We start from the raw sequence: 14,226 nt of genomic DNA on the forward strand, positions 1-14,226 counted from the left end.
TGCTTTTCAAATCTTGCGTTCAACTCGGTATTTCAAGTCGGCGTAACTTGCACAAACACCTCGGCCAGCCCCCTCGCCCCGCGGGGCGAGGGGGAAAGGGAGCCGATTTGTGTGCTTTTCAGATGTTGCGTTCAGCTCGGTCTTTCAAGTCGGCGTAACTTGCACAAACACCTCGGTCAGTCCCCTCTCCCCGCGGGGCGAGTGGGAAATGGGCCCGATTTGTGTGCTTTTCAGATCTTGCGTTCAACTCGGTCTTTCAAGTCGGCGTAACTTGCACAAACACCTCGGTCAGTCCCCTCTCCCCACGAGGCGAGTGGGAAAGGGAGCTGATTTGTGTGCTTTTCAGATCTTGCGTTCAGCTCGGTCTTTCAAGTCGGCGTAACTTGCGCGAGCAACGCGGTCAGTTCCCTCTCCCCACGGGGAGAGGGGTAAAGGGAGCCGATTTGTTAGCTTTTCAAATCTTGCGTTCAACTCGGTATTTCAAGTCGGCGTAACTTGCACAAACGACTCGGTCAGTTCCCTCTCCCCACGGGGCGAGTGGGAAAGGGAGCTGATTTGTGTGCTTTTCAGATCTTGCGTTCAACTCGGTATTTCAAGTCGGCGTAACTTGCACAAACGACTCGGTCAGTCCCCTCTCCCCCTGGGAGAGGGTTAGGGTGAGGGCTTTTTCGCCAGGTTGAGTTTCACGGCCGCCTGAATCTGCGCCAGCGTCAAGGCGTTGCCCAGCGCTGCGCCGCTGGCGGTGTTGTCGAAAATGCACCAGGTCGCGGCACCTGCTGCGGCCGCTGACTGCAGGGCTTGTGCAAGGTTTTGCAGATAAGTGGAATCGTAGGCGCTGTGGTAAATGCGCGGTGAACCGTGCAGGCGCCAGTAACGGGTGCCCGCCCAGCCACTGGGCGCTGCATCACCGCTGATGCGCGAGGGATCGACGGCCGCTTGGGCGATCTGAAAAGTCTTCAACACTGGCTCAGCGCTGACCCACGATTCATGCCGTGGCTCAAGCAGCACAGGGCCAGAGAAGCGCTGACGCAATATCACGAAGAAGGCTTCGGCGATGGCTTCGTTGTACGCCAGCGATGGCGGCAATTGCACCAATAAGCAGCCAAGGCGCTCGCCCAACCCGCCGCATTCAGTCAGAAACTTGTCCATCGCTGATTCGCACCCGGCGAGGCGCAATTCATGACTGATGTGTTTGGGCATTTTCACCGAAAAGCGAAAGCCCTCCGGCACGCCATCCGCCCAGCGCGCATAGGTCTGCCGGCGATGCGGACGATAGAACGAGCTGTTGATTTCCACGCCATTGAGGCGCGCGGCATAGCGCTGTAAATGCGTGCCCTCTACGGGAAATGCCGGCCAGTGTTCGCGCCCCAGACTCCAGCCTGCACAGCCGATAAAAATCAAAAACACACCTCCTCACCTGTAGGCGCTGATCGTTCCCGCGCAGAGCGCGGGAACGATCAACCTGTGTGTTAACCGGTTATTTCTTGCCGGGCAACACCGCTCCCAGCACCTGTTTCGCAGTCTGCACGATCACCCCCGCCTCATCCGGATCGCCCTTGAGCAATGTCGTGGCGAATTTCTTCGCCTGTTCAAGCTTGATGTGCGGCGGTAACGGCGGCACGTTCGGGTCGGTCTTGAACTCGATCACCACCGGCACCTCCGAGGCCAGTGCCTTTTCCCAGGCAGCGGCGACGTCTTCTTCGCGATCGACAAAAATGCCTTTCAGGCCTATGGAAATGGCAAACAAGTGATAAGGCACGTCCGGAATACTTTGCGAAGCTTCGAACTTCGGATCGCCCTCCATCACCCGCTGTTCCCAGGTCACCTGATTGAGATCTTCGTTGTTGAACACCGCGCAGATCCATTTCGGGCTCGCCCATTGCCGCCAATACTTGGCGACGGTAATCAGTTCGGCCATGTTGTTCATCTGCATTGCGCCGTCACCCACCAGCGCGATCACCGGACGTTCGGGATAAGCAAACTTGGCGGCAATTGCGTAAGGCACTGCCGCCCCCATGGACGCCAGACCACCGGACAACGAGCATTGCATGCCACGGCGGATTTTCAGGTCACGGGCAAACCAGTTGGCGCACGAGCCGGAGTCGCTGGTGATGATTGCCTCATCGGGCAGGCGCGGCGACAGCTCATACACCACCCTTTGCGGGTTGACCGGGTCGGCTTTGGCCATCGCACGCCTTTCCAGGGTTTTCTCCCAGCTACCGCGCCAGCCTTCGACTTTCTTGCGCCACTTGCTGGAGGTTTTCTGTTCGAGCAGTGGTAATAACGCGGCGAGGGTTTCCGCCGAATCGCCGACCAGATTGACCTCCATCGGATAGCGCAGGCTGAGCATGTCGGGTTGCAAATCGATCTGCACGCCACGGGCCTGACCTTCCTTGGGCAGGAACTCCGAGTACGGAAAACCCGAACCGATCATCAGCAAGGTGTCGCATTCGCTCATCAATTTGTAGCTGGGTTCAGTGCCGAGCAGGCCGATGCTGCCGGTGACCCAAGGCAAATCGTCCGGCAACACGGCTTTGCCCAACAGCGCCTTGGCGACGCCGGCGCCGAGTTTTTCCGCCACCGCGATGACTTCATCAGTCGCTTGCAATGCCCCGGCGCCGACCAGAATCGCGACCTTTTCGCCCGCGTTCAAAACGTCGGCGGCACGCTGCAGATCGACGTCATAAGGCAGCACTTTGGGTTTCGTGTAACCAACCCCGGAATGCGCGGTGCCATGGGCGCGCGCCGGTGCTTGGTATTTCAGCTCCTGCAAATCGTTGGGCAGAATCAGCGCAGTTACCCGACGCTCGCCCACGGCGGTCCGCACTGCCCGATCGAGCAAATGCCGCACCTGCGAAGGCGCGGATGCTTGCTGCACAAATGCCCCGGCGACGTCTTTGAACATCGACACCAGATCGAGCTCTTGCTGGTAGTGACTGCCGAGCGCCGTGCGCGCCTGCTGACCGACGATGGCCAACACCGGCATGTGGTCCATGCGTGCGTCGTAGAGGCCAGTGATCAGGTGCGAGGCACCTGGCCCGGAAGTGGCGATGCACACACCCAACTCACCGGTGAACTTGGCATGTGCCGAGGCCATGAACGCGGCCATTTCTTCATGCCGCGCCTGGACGAATTCGATCTTTCCCTTGGCCCGGCTGAGCGCGCCGAACACGCCGTTGATGCCATCCCCCGGATAGCCAAAAATCCGCGTAACGCCCCACTCGCTGAGCCGTTCAACCAGAAAATCTCCCACTGTCATCGTCATCTCGATCCTCGTCTTTCTCCGCTGCATGGAGCTGTCCCGGCAGAACATCTGCCAAGAGGTGTAAGGGTCTGGACAGTCGGGTTGTTGGCGAAGTTTCGATGGATTTCCTCAGGCCAATCCTTGTTTGTTTTTTTGAGTCCCCCACAAGACCTGTCGATCAACGGTGAGGCTATTCGCGAGCAGGCTCGCTCCCACAGGGAATTGAGTTGAAATGTGGGAGCGAGCCTGCTCGCGAAGGCGCCAGAACAGTTACTGCTGAGGCGGGGCTTTTTCAACGATGCGGATGCACCGTCCACGCCACCAGTTTCACCACAATCGGCCGCACGACGAGGATGCACAAAAACGCCACGGGCATCGCCAGCTTGTAGGCGTGCAAGGCATTACTCAGGTAGTCTTTATCAATGCCCGAGTTGGCGGCGGTGATCACCAACGACATCAGAAACGCCATGATCGTCGCCATGTACAACGCGAACACATACGGCGTGGCACGTGGCGACAGCTTGCGACGGCTGATAAGCAAGGCTTCGGAGCTTGTCGGTTGATTCATATGGCGTTTCCATCCGTTGACAGGGAGACCGCACGTTAGCAAAGCCGCCCCCGTGCAACTAGACGCTCAATCGCAGGTACTTTATAAAGCAGAACTTACGAATCAACCCTGAACGGGACGATGAATGAATCTGTTAACTGCGATTGCCAGTTTTATCAAAGTGGTGGAATCGGGCTCGATTGTCGGCGCCGCCAAGACGCTGGGCGTGAGCGCGGCGGCGGTAAGCCAGACGATCAACCGGCTGGAAGCACACCTCGGCGCTCGCTTGTTGCAACGCACCACGCGCAGCATGGCACTGACCGAAAACGGCGCGGTGTATTACGAGAAAGTCCGGCGCATTGCAGCGGATCTGGAGTCCGCGCAGAGCTCGATCAATAGCGATGAAACCGAATTGCAGGGCCGTCTGAGCATCGCCTCTACATCCGCATTCGGCCGCCATGTATTGGCGTCACTGATCGCCGGTTTCGCCGCGCAACACCCACGCCTGCTCATCGAACTCTCGACCACCAACGGCAAGATCAATCACATCCACGACGGCTTCGATCTGAGCCTGCGGATCAAGCCGCAACTGGAGGACGGTATCGTCGCGCGCAAGATCGTTTCACTGCCCTTCATCATGTGCGCCGCGCCGGCCTATCTGCAGCGCGCTGGGTGGCCGCAATCGCCAGATGACTTGCACAACCACGCCTGCCTGGCCTTTCGTTATCCCTTGGACGGGCGCTTTCTGCGCTGGAGTTTTATCCGTGACGGCCAGCGTTTCGACGCCAATATCAATGCCACCGCGATCAGCGATGACATCGATGCGCTGGCGCAAATGGCTGTTCACGGGGCCGGGGTCACGAGGCTGGCAGAGTTCGTGGCGGCACCTTATCTGGCGAGCGGGCAACTGGTGCCGCTGCTCGAACATAGCGACGCCGTCGTCGAGCCGATGGATATCTACGCCTGTGTTCAGGAGCGTGCGGCGATGACGCCGAAGGTCAAGGCCTTCCTGGATTATCTGAGCGCAGATTTGATCGCACGCTGGCCGACAACAAATGTTTTCGTCGAAGGGTTCAAAGACACTCGCTGAAGCACACGAAATCAGTCAAAGTCCGCTTCGCACAATCGGCCTATCACGGAAGATAACAACAATGAAAAAATCTCTCGGCGCGCTACTTCTGATCGGCTTGAGCAGCCACGCATTCGCTGACGCTCAGCCCGTTGGTTTCCAGTACGCCACGCTGGCGGATCCACGTAACGAGCGCCCAGTGGAAATGGTCGTCTGGTACCCCGGTTCGACCACGGCCAAGACGCCACAATTATTTGGCGACAACCCGGTCTTCGTTGGCGCACCGGCGGTGCTCGACGCCCCGGCCGCCAAGGGCGAGCATCCATTGGTGGTGCTGTCCCACGGCAATGGCGGAAGCTGGATCAACCAGACCTGGCTGGCCAGTGCGCTGGCGCATCAGGGTTACATCGTCGCGGCAGTCAACCATCCCGGCACCACCAGTCGCGACCGCAGTCCGCAAGCCGCGGCACAGTTGTGGCAGCGTCCCGTTGACCTCAGTCGGGCCATCGATGCAGTGACGGCGCAACCGGAAAAATTCGGCGCAGTGGCCAAGGATCGAATTGCCATCGTCGGCCATTCTCTCGGCGGCTGGACGGTACTCGAAGCCGGCGGTGCACGCTTCGACCCCGAGCGCTTTGCCGAAGACTGCAAAGCCCATCCGCAACTGGCCAGTTGCACGGCGTACAACCAAATGAACACGGCAAGCACCGCGCAATCGAAAGCCCGACTGGCCGCCGATTTGCGTGACAAGCGCGTGACTGCCGTGGTTTCACTGGACCTGGGTCTGTCGCGCGGAATGACCGATGCAAGTCTGGCGGCCTACCCCGTGCCGATCCTGGTGATCGCTGCCGGCGTACCGTCGAAAGAATTGCCTGCGCAACTGGAATCCGTCGATCTCGCCAAACGCCTGCCGAAAACCTTATCGCGTTACGTCGAGATCAGCGACGCCAGCCATTTCACGTTCATGGCGATCTGCAAACCTGGGGCCGTGGCCATGCTTGACGAGGACGTGCCAGGCGACAGCATTATCTGCACCGATGGCGAGGGTGGCCGCCCGCGTGCGCAGATCCAGCAACAAGTGATTTCCCTCATCACCGGGTTCCTGGCGCAGACACCTGACCATTTGAAACAAGCCATCACTTACAAGGAACCGCAATAACAATGCTGACGCCCTCCCCTCAGACCTTCCGGGGCAGTTGCCTGTGCGGAGCGGTGAAATACCAGATCCGCTCACGGCCCAAAGCGCTTTCGCACTGCCATTGCAGCCAATGCCGCAAAAGCCACGGCGCGGCGTTTGCCAGCTATGGAAGCGTGCTGCGCCAGAACCTGGAACTGCTGGAGGGCGCCGAACAGCTCAAGGCCTATCAGTCTTCGCAATCGGTACAACGCCAGTTCTGCCTGAACTGCGGCTCGTCGCTGTTCTGGGCAAACCATCAGGATGAGTACCGCGACTGGATTTCGGTAGCCCTGGGCACGCTGGACACGACGTTCACCACGGAAAAACAGCAACACGTCGAAGTGACGTCGAAGGCGCCATGGTTTGAAATCAAGGATCAATGGCCGCAGCGCTGAGCGTGAAAGATTCAATCATCAAACGTTGCTTCACCCTTTGGAGATCAGATGAAACGCTCAAAAATAGCGGCCTTCTCTGCGCTGGTAATGGCCGCAATAAGCGTCATTGCGCTGCAGATGTTTCTGTACGACGCCGAAATAACCATGGCTCAGGCATCCATGGGCAGCGTACCAGTTCAATTGGTCGCAGAAATCCTGATCACCATCGCCACTCATCTGTTCGTCGTCCTGATGGTGCCAATGCTCTTGATCGCCTACAGGAAATACCTCGCCGGCTATGCAGTGCTTGCCCTGTCCCTCGCGGCCTACACCCAGATGACCACAGGGCTGGGTGTGATCGGGCCGATGGTCGCGATCATCGCCGTCTCGATCCTGGGTTTTTATGGCTTCAGAAAAGCCAGCGAATGGGTTCGCTACCTGCGCGCGAAATGACTGATGCGACCGATCAATCGCGGTGCAAATCACCGTCGACCTGAAGCAAGCAGGCGCTCATCGCTTCGCTCAGCCATGTCCTGAAGGCTGTGCTGTTGGCGCAGTTCTCGAACGGCCGCGGTGATTTGGCCAGTCTCAGTGCAGCGGGCAATTGCAAGCACAGAAATCCATCGCGCTCTGGAATACGAAGCCGGTTCTGTGGTGTCCTGTCTATTCTCAGCAGGTATTTTTCCACTCGCCAACGATGAGGCCCCTTACATGAGCAAAACGCCGTACGTTCCGCCCCAGGTCTGGAAAAACGAAGCCCCGTCCGGTGGCCAGTTCGCCAGCATCAATCGGCCGATTGCCGGCCCTACCCACGACAAGACGCTGCCGGTCGGCAAGCATCCGTTGCAGCTGTATTCACTGGCCACGCCCAACGGCGTCAAAGTGACGATTCTTCTGGAAGAGTTGTTGGCGTTGGGTCACAGCGCTGCCGAGTACGATGCGTGGCTGATCCGCATTGGCGAAGGCGATCAGTTCTCCAGCGGTTTTGTCGAGATCAATCCGAACTCGAAAATACCGGCGTTGCTGGATCACAGCGTTGAACCGCCGATTCGCGTGTTCGAGTCGGGTTCGATCCTGCTGTATCTGGCGGAGAAATTCGACGCCTTCCTGCCAAAAGATCCTGCTGGCCGCACCGAAACCTTGAACTGGCTGTTCTGGCAGATGGGCTCGGCGCCGTATCTGGGCGGCGGTTTCGGGCATTTCTACGCCTACGCACCGGAAAAAATGGAGTACCCGATCAACCGCTTCACCATGGAAGCCAAGCGGCAACTGGATGTGCTGGATCGGCGTTTGGCGCAAAGCGCCTACCTGGCCGGTGACAGTTACACCATCGCCGACATCGCCGTCTGGCCGTGGTACGGGCAATTGGTGCGCAACAATGTCTACTCCGCCGCCGAGTTTCTCGCGGCCCACGAATACACGCATGTGCAGCGCTGGGCCGAGGACATTGCCAGGCGGCCGGCGGTTATTCGCGGCCAGCGCGTCAACCGCACGTGGGGCGATGAGGCGACTCAGGTGCCCGAACGTCATCAGGCTGATGATCTGAACTGACGCCTTTACTCCCGCACATCCGCAGGGCCGGTCGCACGCTTTTGTGATCGGTCCGCTGCGCCTCGCTTCGCCCCCTCGCACGCGCCTAAAAAATCGCAACTCTGCGCCAACCCTCGACGCAGAGCGCTTGGACGATTGTGAAAAATTCGTTAACTAACTGACTCGTACGGCTTTCTTCAGTCGGAATGATCTGACACACTAATGCGAATAATTCCTACACGCACTCGCACTGGATTCGTTTTCGTATCATTTGGGGAAGCAGATTGATGTCGTTTCGCACCATTTACCGTCGTCCAAACCGTTCACCGAACCTCCTGGCGCTGGCCATATGCATGGCCAGCATCACCCCTGCGCTGGCAGATGAAGCATTACCCGCTACGCCTGAAAAAGCCGCGCCGGCGAGCACGCTGGAACTGGACGCCACCGAAATCGGCGCTACCCAGATGAGCAGCACCACCGAAGACACCCAGTCCTACACCACCGGCCCGATGCGGACGGCGACCAAATTGTCATTGACCATGCGCGAAACGCCTCAGGCGGTGACGGTCATCACTCGTCAGCGCATGGACGACCAGAACATGACCAGCATCAACGATGTGGTGAAAGGCACACCGGGACTGTTTCTCAGCCAGACCAGCGGTCCGGGACGGCAGACGTACAAGGCGCGCGGTTTCGACATCGACAACATCATGTACGACGGCCTGCCCAGCGCGTACTCGCCTTACACCATGGCGGTGCAACCAAACCTGGCGATGTTCGACCGTGTCGAAATCGTCCGCGGTGCAACCGGGCTGGTCACCGGTGCCGGCAACCCGTCGGCGGCGATCAACATGGTGCGCAAACGGCCGACCGCCGATCAACGCGTGACCCTCACCGGCGCAGCAGGCAGTTGGGACGACTACCGTGGCGAAATCGATGCCTCCAGCCCGCTGAACGACAGTGGCACCTTGCGCGGCCGAGTGGTGAGTTCCTATCAGGGCGCCGACAGTTTCCGCGACAAGGAAGAGAACGACCATGGCCTGTTCTACGCCATCGGTGAGGCCGACCTGAGCGACAGCACCACCGCGACCCTCGGGTTCTCCCGGCAGAATGAACAGACCAACTATTTCTGGGGCGGTCTGCCGCTGGGCACCAATGGCCACCACCTCGATCTGCCCCGTTCCACCTATCCGGGCACCGACTGGGAAAACCGCAAACTGCAAATCGACACCGTGTTCGGTGAAGTGGAGCATCGTTTCGACAACGACTGGAAACTGCACGTCGCCGGCTCCTCGTCGACCCTCGACGGCGAGTTCTCAGGAACCTACCTGTCGCGTTACGCCGGTCCACTGGAAACCACGGCTTATCAATCCCATCACACCGACAAGCAGCGTGCGTTCGACGCCTTCGCCAGCGGCCCGTTCGAAGCGTTCGGCCGCACCCATGAACTGGTCGTTGGCGCGAGCAACCGTGTGTATGACGGGACCACCAAAGAGTACGACCCGTACACCACCGCCTGGCCGATCGGCGCGCCCAAGCCCGACTTCGTCCGTGACGGCAAAACCCGCAGCGTCACCACCCAGGACGCCGTGTACCTGACCACCCGCCTGAGCCTGGCCGACCCGCTGACGCTGATCCTCGGCGGCCGCCTCGACTGGTACGACTACGATGACCGCACGGCCGACGGCGATTACAAGGTCACCCGCAACCTCACCCGTTACGCCGGCCTGATCTACAAGCTGGACGACCATCACTCGGTGTACGCCAGCTACACCGACATCTTCACCCCGCAAACCCAGAAAGACCTCGGCGGCAAAGTGCTCGAGCCGATCGTCGGTGAAAACTACGAAGTGGGCATCAAGGGCGAGTACTTCAACGGCGCCCTCAACGCGAGTCTGGCGGTGTTCCAGATGGATCAGACCGGCCGCGCCACCTTGGCCGACAACCAGTTCGGCTGCCCGGTCATGACCTGCTACAACACATCAGGCAAAGTGCGCAGCCAAGGCGTGGACATGGAACTGCAAGGCGCCCTGACCGAAAACTGGCAGGTCGGCGCCGGCTACACCTACACCCGCGCGCACTACATCAAGGACGAAAACCCGGCCAACAACAATCAGCGTTTCGATACCGACACGCCAGAGCATCTGTTCAAGGTGTCTACGGTGTACCGCTTCCAGGGCCCGCTGCAGAATCTGCGCGTGGGCGGCAACGTCTACTGGCAGAGCCGCATGTACAACGACATCACCCTGGCCAATAACGGTAGCTACCGCCTCGAACAGGGCGGTTATGCGGTCACCGACCTGATGGCCGGGTACGAAGTCAACAAACACCTGGATCTGCAAGTCAACGCGAACAATATCTTCGACCGCGTCTACTACTCCGCCATCGGCTCCGATGTCACCTGGGGTTCCACCGACAACTATGGCAACCCGCGCAGCTACATGCTGACCGCCAAGTACAAGTTCTGAGTCGATAACGTTCGATCTGTCACAACAAACAAGGGCGCCGGGGAAATCCGCGGCGCCCTTGTTTTTTCTACCCGCCGCATTAGTCATGAACGGCAATACCAGATAGTCTGTAAGCGAACTCATCTCGAAGCATCGCCCATGACCAACCCGGACTTTGCACCCGACATCGAAGCCATTCGCAGTATTGACTCGGTGCCGGTCATCCTGAGCATGGTCAAACACCTCACCGGCATGCGTTTCGCCGCGGTGGCACGGGTCACCGAAAGCAACTGGGTGGCGTGCGCCGTTGATGACTCGATTGATTTCGGGCTCAAACCCGGTGGCGAACTGGTGCTCGAATCAACCATCTGCCACGAGATCCGCCAGCATCAGCAGCCGGTGATCTTCGGTCATGCCAGTACGCACCCGGTCTTTTCGCTGCACCACACGCCGAAAACCTATGGGCTGGAAAGCTACATTTCCATTCCCATCGTCAAAGCCAACGGCGAGTTCTTCGGCACGCTGTGCGCCATCGACTCGGTCCCGGCCAATATCGATGAACCGGCCATTACCAAAACACTCACCTTGTTCGCTCAATTGATCGCCATGAACCTGGACACGCACCGTCATCTGGAAGCGACCCAGATCGAGCTGAACAACGCCAATGAACTCGGGCGCCTGCGCGAGCAGTTCATCGCCGTACTCGGCCATGACCTGCGCACACCTCTAAGTGCGGTGCGCATGAGCGCCGACCTGCTGGAAAGCAAAACCGAAGACAAACGTTCGCTCAACCTGATTGCGGCAATTCGCAACAGCTCGGTACGCATGGGCGTGTTGATCGAAAACATCCTCGACTTTGCCCGAGGACGACTGGGCGGCGGGATTCCGGTACAGCGCAAGCTGGTGGATGACTTGCAGCAGACCCTGCAATTGACGCTCGCTGAGGTTAAAGCCTCGCACCCGCAAGCGATTTTCATCGATGAGCTGGACGTGCCGGCGGGCGTCTATTGCGATGAGTTGCGCATCAGTCAGTTGCTTTCCAATCTGCTGGGCAATGCCGTCACCCACGGCTCGAACAGCACACCGATCATCCTCAAAGCCTGTGCAGAAAACGACGAGATCGTGATTTCCCTGACCAATCAGGGCACGCCGATTTCAGCGCAGCTGATGCCCTTGCTGTTCGAACCCTTCTCCCGCGCCGAAGCCGGGCAACGTTGCGAGGGCTTGGGACTGGGGCTTTACATCGCCTCGCAGATAGCGATGGCACACAACGGCACGTTGAGCGTGACCTCGAGCGCCGAGTCGGGAACCTGCTTCGTGGCGAGCTTCCCGGCCCGATTCAAATGGGTTTAAGCCGTCTGCCGACGCATCGTCAGAATCGCCGCACCAAAACCGATAAACGTAGACCCGACCACCCGGCTGACCCAACGAGACAACGCCGGACGAGTCAACACACCCTTGGCCCGCGAAGCCAGCGCGGCATAAACGCTCAGTGACGACACCGACAACGCCATGAAGATCGAAGTCAGGATCAGAAACTGCGGCAGCAGCGCGGCGTCCTGATCAATGAACTGTGGGAACAGCGCCGTAAAAAACATCGTCGCCTTGGGGTTGGTCACCGCGGTCAGGAATGCCGATTTGTACAACTTGCCGCGCGTCGGCCGCACCTTGCTCGCATCGCCCTCGACTCCCTCAGGCAGCATCGGGCCTTTCTTGAACAGCTGCTTGACGCCGAGGTAGAACAGATACCCGGCACCGATGATCTTCACCGCATTGAACAGCAGTTCCGAACTGGCCAACAACGCCCCCAACCCCAACATCGCCGCCGCCGACAGACAGAATAAGCCACTGGCGTTACCCAACGACGACCAGATCGTGCTGCGCTGCCCATGTGCGAGGCTATTGTTGATCGCCATCAACGTCGCCGGCCCCGGACTGGCGATGGCAATTGCGGCGACCAGAGTGAAGGTCAATATCGAGTGAGAATCCATTTTCGCTGCTCGCAAGATTGAAGTTGCCGCATGTTACAACAACCGGCTGCATAGCCCAGATCAAAAGCCCCTCACCCTAACCCTCTCCCAAAGGGAGAGGGGACTGACGGTGGTGTTTGGGAGAGTTACGCCGACGTGCGATACCGCGTTGAACTCAGATGTTGAAAAGCCCACAAACCGGCCCCCTCTCCCTCGGGAGAGGGCTGGGGTGAGGGGCAAATCCACCACAAAACCAAAGCCGAACACCCGCGCCCTTCACCACTCAATAGGCCGAGTGTCAGCTCGCCTGCTCTTGATCTTGATCCACGGGCGACGTCGGAAGGCTGAGTGGAGGGATTGATCCGGGCGTGGGAGCGCAGCGACCGTTTGGCGCAGCCAAACACAGCGAGAGGAGGTGCAGCGAAGCAAACCGTAGGCGCTGCGCCCGGATCGATCCCGCAGCGAAGGAACCCCGAGCCCCAGCGAGCGGGCCGCACGTAGGAGCAAGCGTTTTTTGCTTACTTTTTTTGGCGTTTGAAAAAAAGTGAGTCGCCGTAAGGGCGAAACCGTAATAAGCCATCACCGCAGCAACGGATATTCACAAAGAACACCCCGAGCCTGGTCGGCCCAAAGGCCGCCAAGAACCAAAAAAAAAGCCCCGCAACCGAATAAACAGCGCGAGGCAAAAAATTGGTTGGTTGCGGCCAACCAAAGGAGCTCAGTCAAATACACACAACGGGCAAAATCAGATGCAATCCTGCGCAGCCCGTTCAAAACTCGAAGGCAAAAGATTCGAAGCCAACAAATGCCGCTCGTAGATAAACACCTTTCCGCCACTACCCGCCTTGTACGCCTCCAGCACGTTGTCAGCCGAAACCTTGCTCGGCACCACAATCCGGTAGCTGCGCTGAGTCTGCGAAACCGTCGGGTTCAACGCACTGCCCTGCAACTTCGGCACAACACAATCGGCGTACTGCGCAGGCGTCTTGCTGGTCTGCAAAGTCAAGCTCGGGTTATTCGGCGCCGAAGCGCAACCGGCGAGCAGCAAAGAGGCAACGGCCAAAGCAGGCACAAAGAAAAGACGCATCGGTGTCATCCTGAAAATAAAGGTTCGGTTCAACCGGCAACGGTTCAGCCTCACGGAGCCGCCGTCGCCATTCATGTTTTAAGTGTTCAGCTCGACGCCACCAGCGCCTTGAGCGACACATCAAATTGCTTCAAGGCGTTGAGTTGCAAGTCACGCTGCTTGTCGATTTGTGCAGCAATGGCCGGCGCCGCCTGGTTATGCACCCAGACCGATGGCAACTGTTTCTCGACGGCGCCTTCAGCCTTGCCGATGTATTGCAGGTCGGCGTCGTAGAAACGTGCGGTGAAGCGCGCTTCGACCAGGCTGTTTTGCTGCGTCAGCAAGCGATTGAAGGTGTCGAGCTTCACCACCACGTCCGGATGCGCCTGCACCAAGGCATCAAGGTTGTCGTATACGGTCACCGACAAGAACTGCTGTTGCAATGAACTCACCAGCCAGTCGATGGCCAGTTCCGGATCGGAACTGCTGACAAAGGCTTCGCGAATCCGCGAGTCGAGCGCATCTTTCGCGCCGTTGACCGCCATGTCGTGGTAACGCTCAAGGTATTGCAGGTTGTCCAGGGTATTCTCGCTGAGCAACACACCCACGGTTTGCGAATGTTGCAACGTGGCACTGCTGCCCGTGATGGTCTGGAAATGACACGACCCGGCGTCCGCTGCGTAAGTCGGAGCTGTGAACAGTGCGCCGCCTGTTAGCAGGGCGACCATAGCCAGTCGGGTCAGTGTGTTCATCGCGCAGATTCCTTGAGCGGCGTGTTCGATGGAGGCGATTTTCCGCCGAT

General features: G+C 58.9%; 13 protein-coding genes. 7 read left to right on the top strand and 6 right to left on the bottom strand.

Features of this window, described 5'->3' with window-relative positions:
• Positions 1–651: 651 nt before the first annotated feature.
• The 3 genes from HU718_RS16900 to HU718_RS16910 form a co-directional block, all read right to left on the bottom strand.
• On the bottom strand, positions 652–1,401 hold the full coding sequence (locus HU718_RS16900; RefSeq protein WP_186615723.1) for a DUF72 domain-containing protein: 750 nt from the start codon (positions 1,399–1,401) through the stop codon (positions 652–654).
• Positions 1,402–1,477: 76 nt separating this feature from the next.
• Complete coding sequence (locus HU718_RS16905) at positions 1,478–3,265, bottom strand: thiamine pyrophosphate-requiring protein (RefSeq protein WP_186615696.1); 1,788 nt, start codon at positions 3,263–3,265, stop codon at positions 1,478–1,480.
• Positions 3,266–3,536: 271 nt separating this feature from the next.
• The gene (locus tag HU718_RS16910) at positions 3,537–3,812 is read right to left on the bottom strand and encodes a DUF2798 domain-containing protein (RefSeq protein WP_186615699.1); all 276 of its coding nucleotides are present in this window, start codon (positions 3,810–3,812) and stop codon (positions 3,537–3,539) included.
• A gap of 124 nt (positions 3,813–3,936) precedes the next feature.
• Here HU718_RS16910 and HU718_RS16915 point away from each other — a divergent pair, with 124 nt between their 5' ends.
• From HU718_RS16915 to HU718_RS16945, 7 genes are all read left to right on the top strand, one after another.
• Positions 3,937–4,881 carry a LysR family transcriptional regulator gene (locus HU718_RS16915; RefSeq protein WP_186615701.1) on the top strand — a complete coding sequence of 315 codons (945 nt, stop codon included), beginning with the start codon at positions 3,937–3,939 and terminating at the stop codon, positions 4,879–4,881.
• Positions 4,882–4,942: 61 nt separating this feature from the next.
• Complete coding sequence (locus HU718_RS16920; protein WP_186615703.1) at positions 4,943–6,019, top strand: alpha/beta hydrolase family protein; 1,077 nt, start codon at positions 4,943–4,945, stop codon at positions 6,017–6,019.
• A gap of 2 nt (positions 6,020–6,021) precedes the next feature.
• Complete coding sequence (locus tag HU718_RS16925; protein ID WP_150708486.1) at positions 6,022–6,432, top strand: GFA family protein; 411 nt, start codon at positions 6,022–6,024, stop codon at positions 6,430–6,432.
• A gap of 48 nt (positions 6,433–6,480) precedes the next feature.
• A complete protein-coding gene (locus HU718_RS16930; protein ID WP_186615705.1) occupies positions 6,481–6,864 on the top strand; it encodes a hypothetical protein in 384 nt (127 codons plus the stop codon).
• Between the two features lie 258 nt (positions 6,865–7,122).
• Entirely contained in the window at positions 7,123–7,962 is an 840-nt protein-coding gene (gene yghU, locus HU718_RS16935) for a glutathione-dependent disulfide-bond oxidoreductase (protein WP_110718670.1), read from the top strand.
• 266 nt (positions 7,963–8,228) lie between these two features.
• Positions 8,229–10,409, top strand: coding sequence for a TonB-dependent siderophore receptor (locus HU718_RS16940; RefSeq protein ID WP_186615707.1), 2,181 nt, complete (start codon positions 8,229–8,231; stop codon positions 10,407–10,409).
• A gap of 138 nt (positions 10,410–10,547) precedes the next feature.
• The gene (locus HU718_RS16945; RefSeq protein WP_150731579.1) at positions 10,548–11,741 is read left to right on the top strand and encodes a GAF domain-containing sensor histidine kinase; all 1,194 of its coding nucleotides are present in this window, start codon (positions 10,548–10,550) and stop codon (positions 11,739–11,741) included.
• Here HU718_RS16945 and HU718_RS16950 read toward each other — a convergent pair.
• The 3 genes from HU718_RS16950 to HU718_RS16960 form a co-directional block, all read right to left on the bottom strand.
• The gene (locus HU718_RS16950; protein ID WP_186615709.1) at positions 11,738–12,379 is read right to left on the bottom strand and encodes a LysE family translocator; all 642 of its coding nucleotides are present in this window, start codon (positions 12,377–12,379) and stop codon (positions 11,738–11,740) included. The genes HU718_RS16945 and HU718_RS16950 overlap by 4 nt on opposite strands.
• 724 nt (positions 12,380–13,103) lie before the next feature.
• Complete coding sequence (locus HU718_RS16955) at positions 13,104–13,445, bottom strand: hypothetical protein (protein WP_034155837.1); 342 nt, start codon at positions 13,443–13,445, stop codon at positions 13,104–13,106.
• A gap of 86 nt (positions 13,446–13,531) precedes the next feature.
• Positions 13,532–14,176 carry an ATPase gene (locus HU718_RS16960; RefSeq protein ID WP_186615711.1) on the bottom strand — a complete coding sequence of 215 codons (645 nt, stop codon included), beginning with the start codon at positions 14,174–14,176 and terminating at the stop codon, positions 13,532–13,534.
• Between the last annotated feature and the right edge of the window lie 50 nt (positions 14,177–14,226).

The sequence above is a fragment of the Pseudomonas tensinigenes genome (genome assembly GCF_014268445.2).
GTDB lineage: Bacteria > Pseudomonadota > Gammaproteobacteria > Pseudomonadales > Pseudomonadaceae > Aquipseudomonas > Aquipseudomonas tensinigenes.

What these genes read in the sequence shown, in the direction of transcription:
- HU718_RS16905 (WP_186615696.1), bottom strand. Translation starts at nt 3,265, where the DNA reads ATGACGATGACAGTGGGAGATTTTCTGGTTGAACGGCTCAGCGAGTGG.
- HU718_RS16910 (WP_186615699.1), bottom strand. Translation starts at nt 3,812, where the DNA reads ATGAATCAACCGACAAGCTCCGAAGCCTTGCTTATCAGCCGTCGCAAG.
- HU718_RS16925 (WP_150708486.1), top strand. Translation starts at nt 6,022, where the DNA reads ATGCTGACGCCCTCCCCTCAGACCTTCCGGGGCAGTTGCCTGTGCGGA.
- yghU (WP_110718670.1), top strand. Translation starts at nt 7,123, where the DNA reads ATGAGCAAAACGCCGTACGTTCCGCCCCAGGTCTGGAAAAACGAAGCC.
- HU718_RS16955 (WP_034155837.1), bottom strand. Translation starts at nt 13,445, where the DNA reads ATGCGTCTTTTCTTTGTGCCTGCTTTGGCCGTTGCCTCTTTGCTGCTC.
- HU718_RS16940 (WP_186615707.1), top strand. Translation starts at nt 8,229, where the DNA reads ATGTCGTTTCGCACCATTTACCGTCGTCCAAACCGTTCACCGAACCTC.
- HU718_RS16960 (WP_186615711.1), bottom strand. Translation starts at nt 14,176, where the DNA reads ATGAACACACTGACCCGACTGGCTATGGTCGCCCTGCTAACAGGCGGC.
- HU718_RS16930 (WP_186615705.1), top strand. Translation starts at nt 6,481, where the DNA reads ATGAAACGCTCAAAAATAGCGGCCTTCTCTGCGCTGGTAATGGCCGCA.
- HU718_RS16945 (WP_150731579.1), top strand. Translation starts at nt 10,548, where the DNA reads ATGACCAACCCGGACTTTGCACCCGACATCGAAGCCATTCGCAGTATT.
- HU718_RS16915 (WP_186615701.1), top strand. Translation starts at nt 3,937, where the DNA reads ATGAATCTGTTAACTGCGATTGCCAGTTTTATCAAAGTGGTGGAATCG.
- HU718_RS16920 (WP_186615703.1), top strand. Translation starts at nt 4,943, where the DNA reads ATGAAAAAATCTCTCGGCGCGCTACTTCTGATCGGCTTGAGCAGCCAC.
- HU718_RS16950 (WP_186615709.1), bottom strand. Translation starts at nt 12,379, where the DNA reads ATGGATTCTCACTCGATATTGACCTTCACTCTGGTCGCCGCAATTGCC.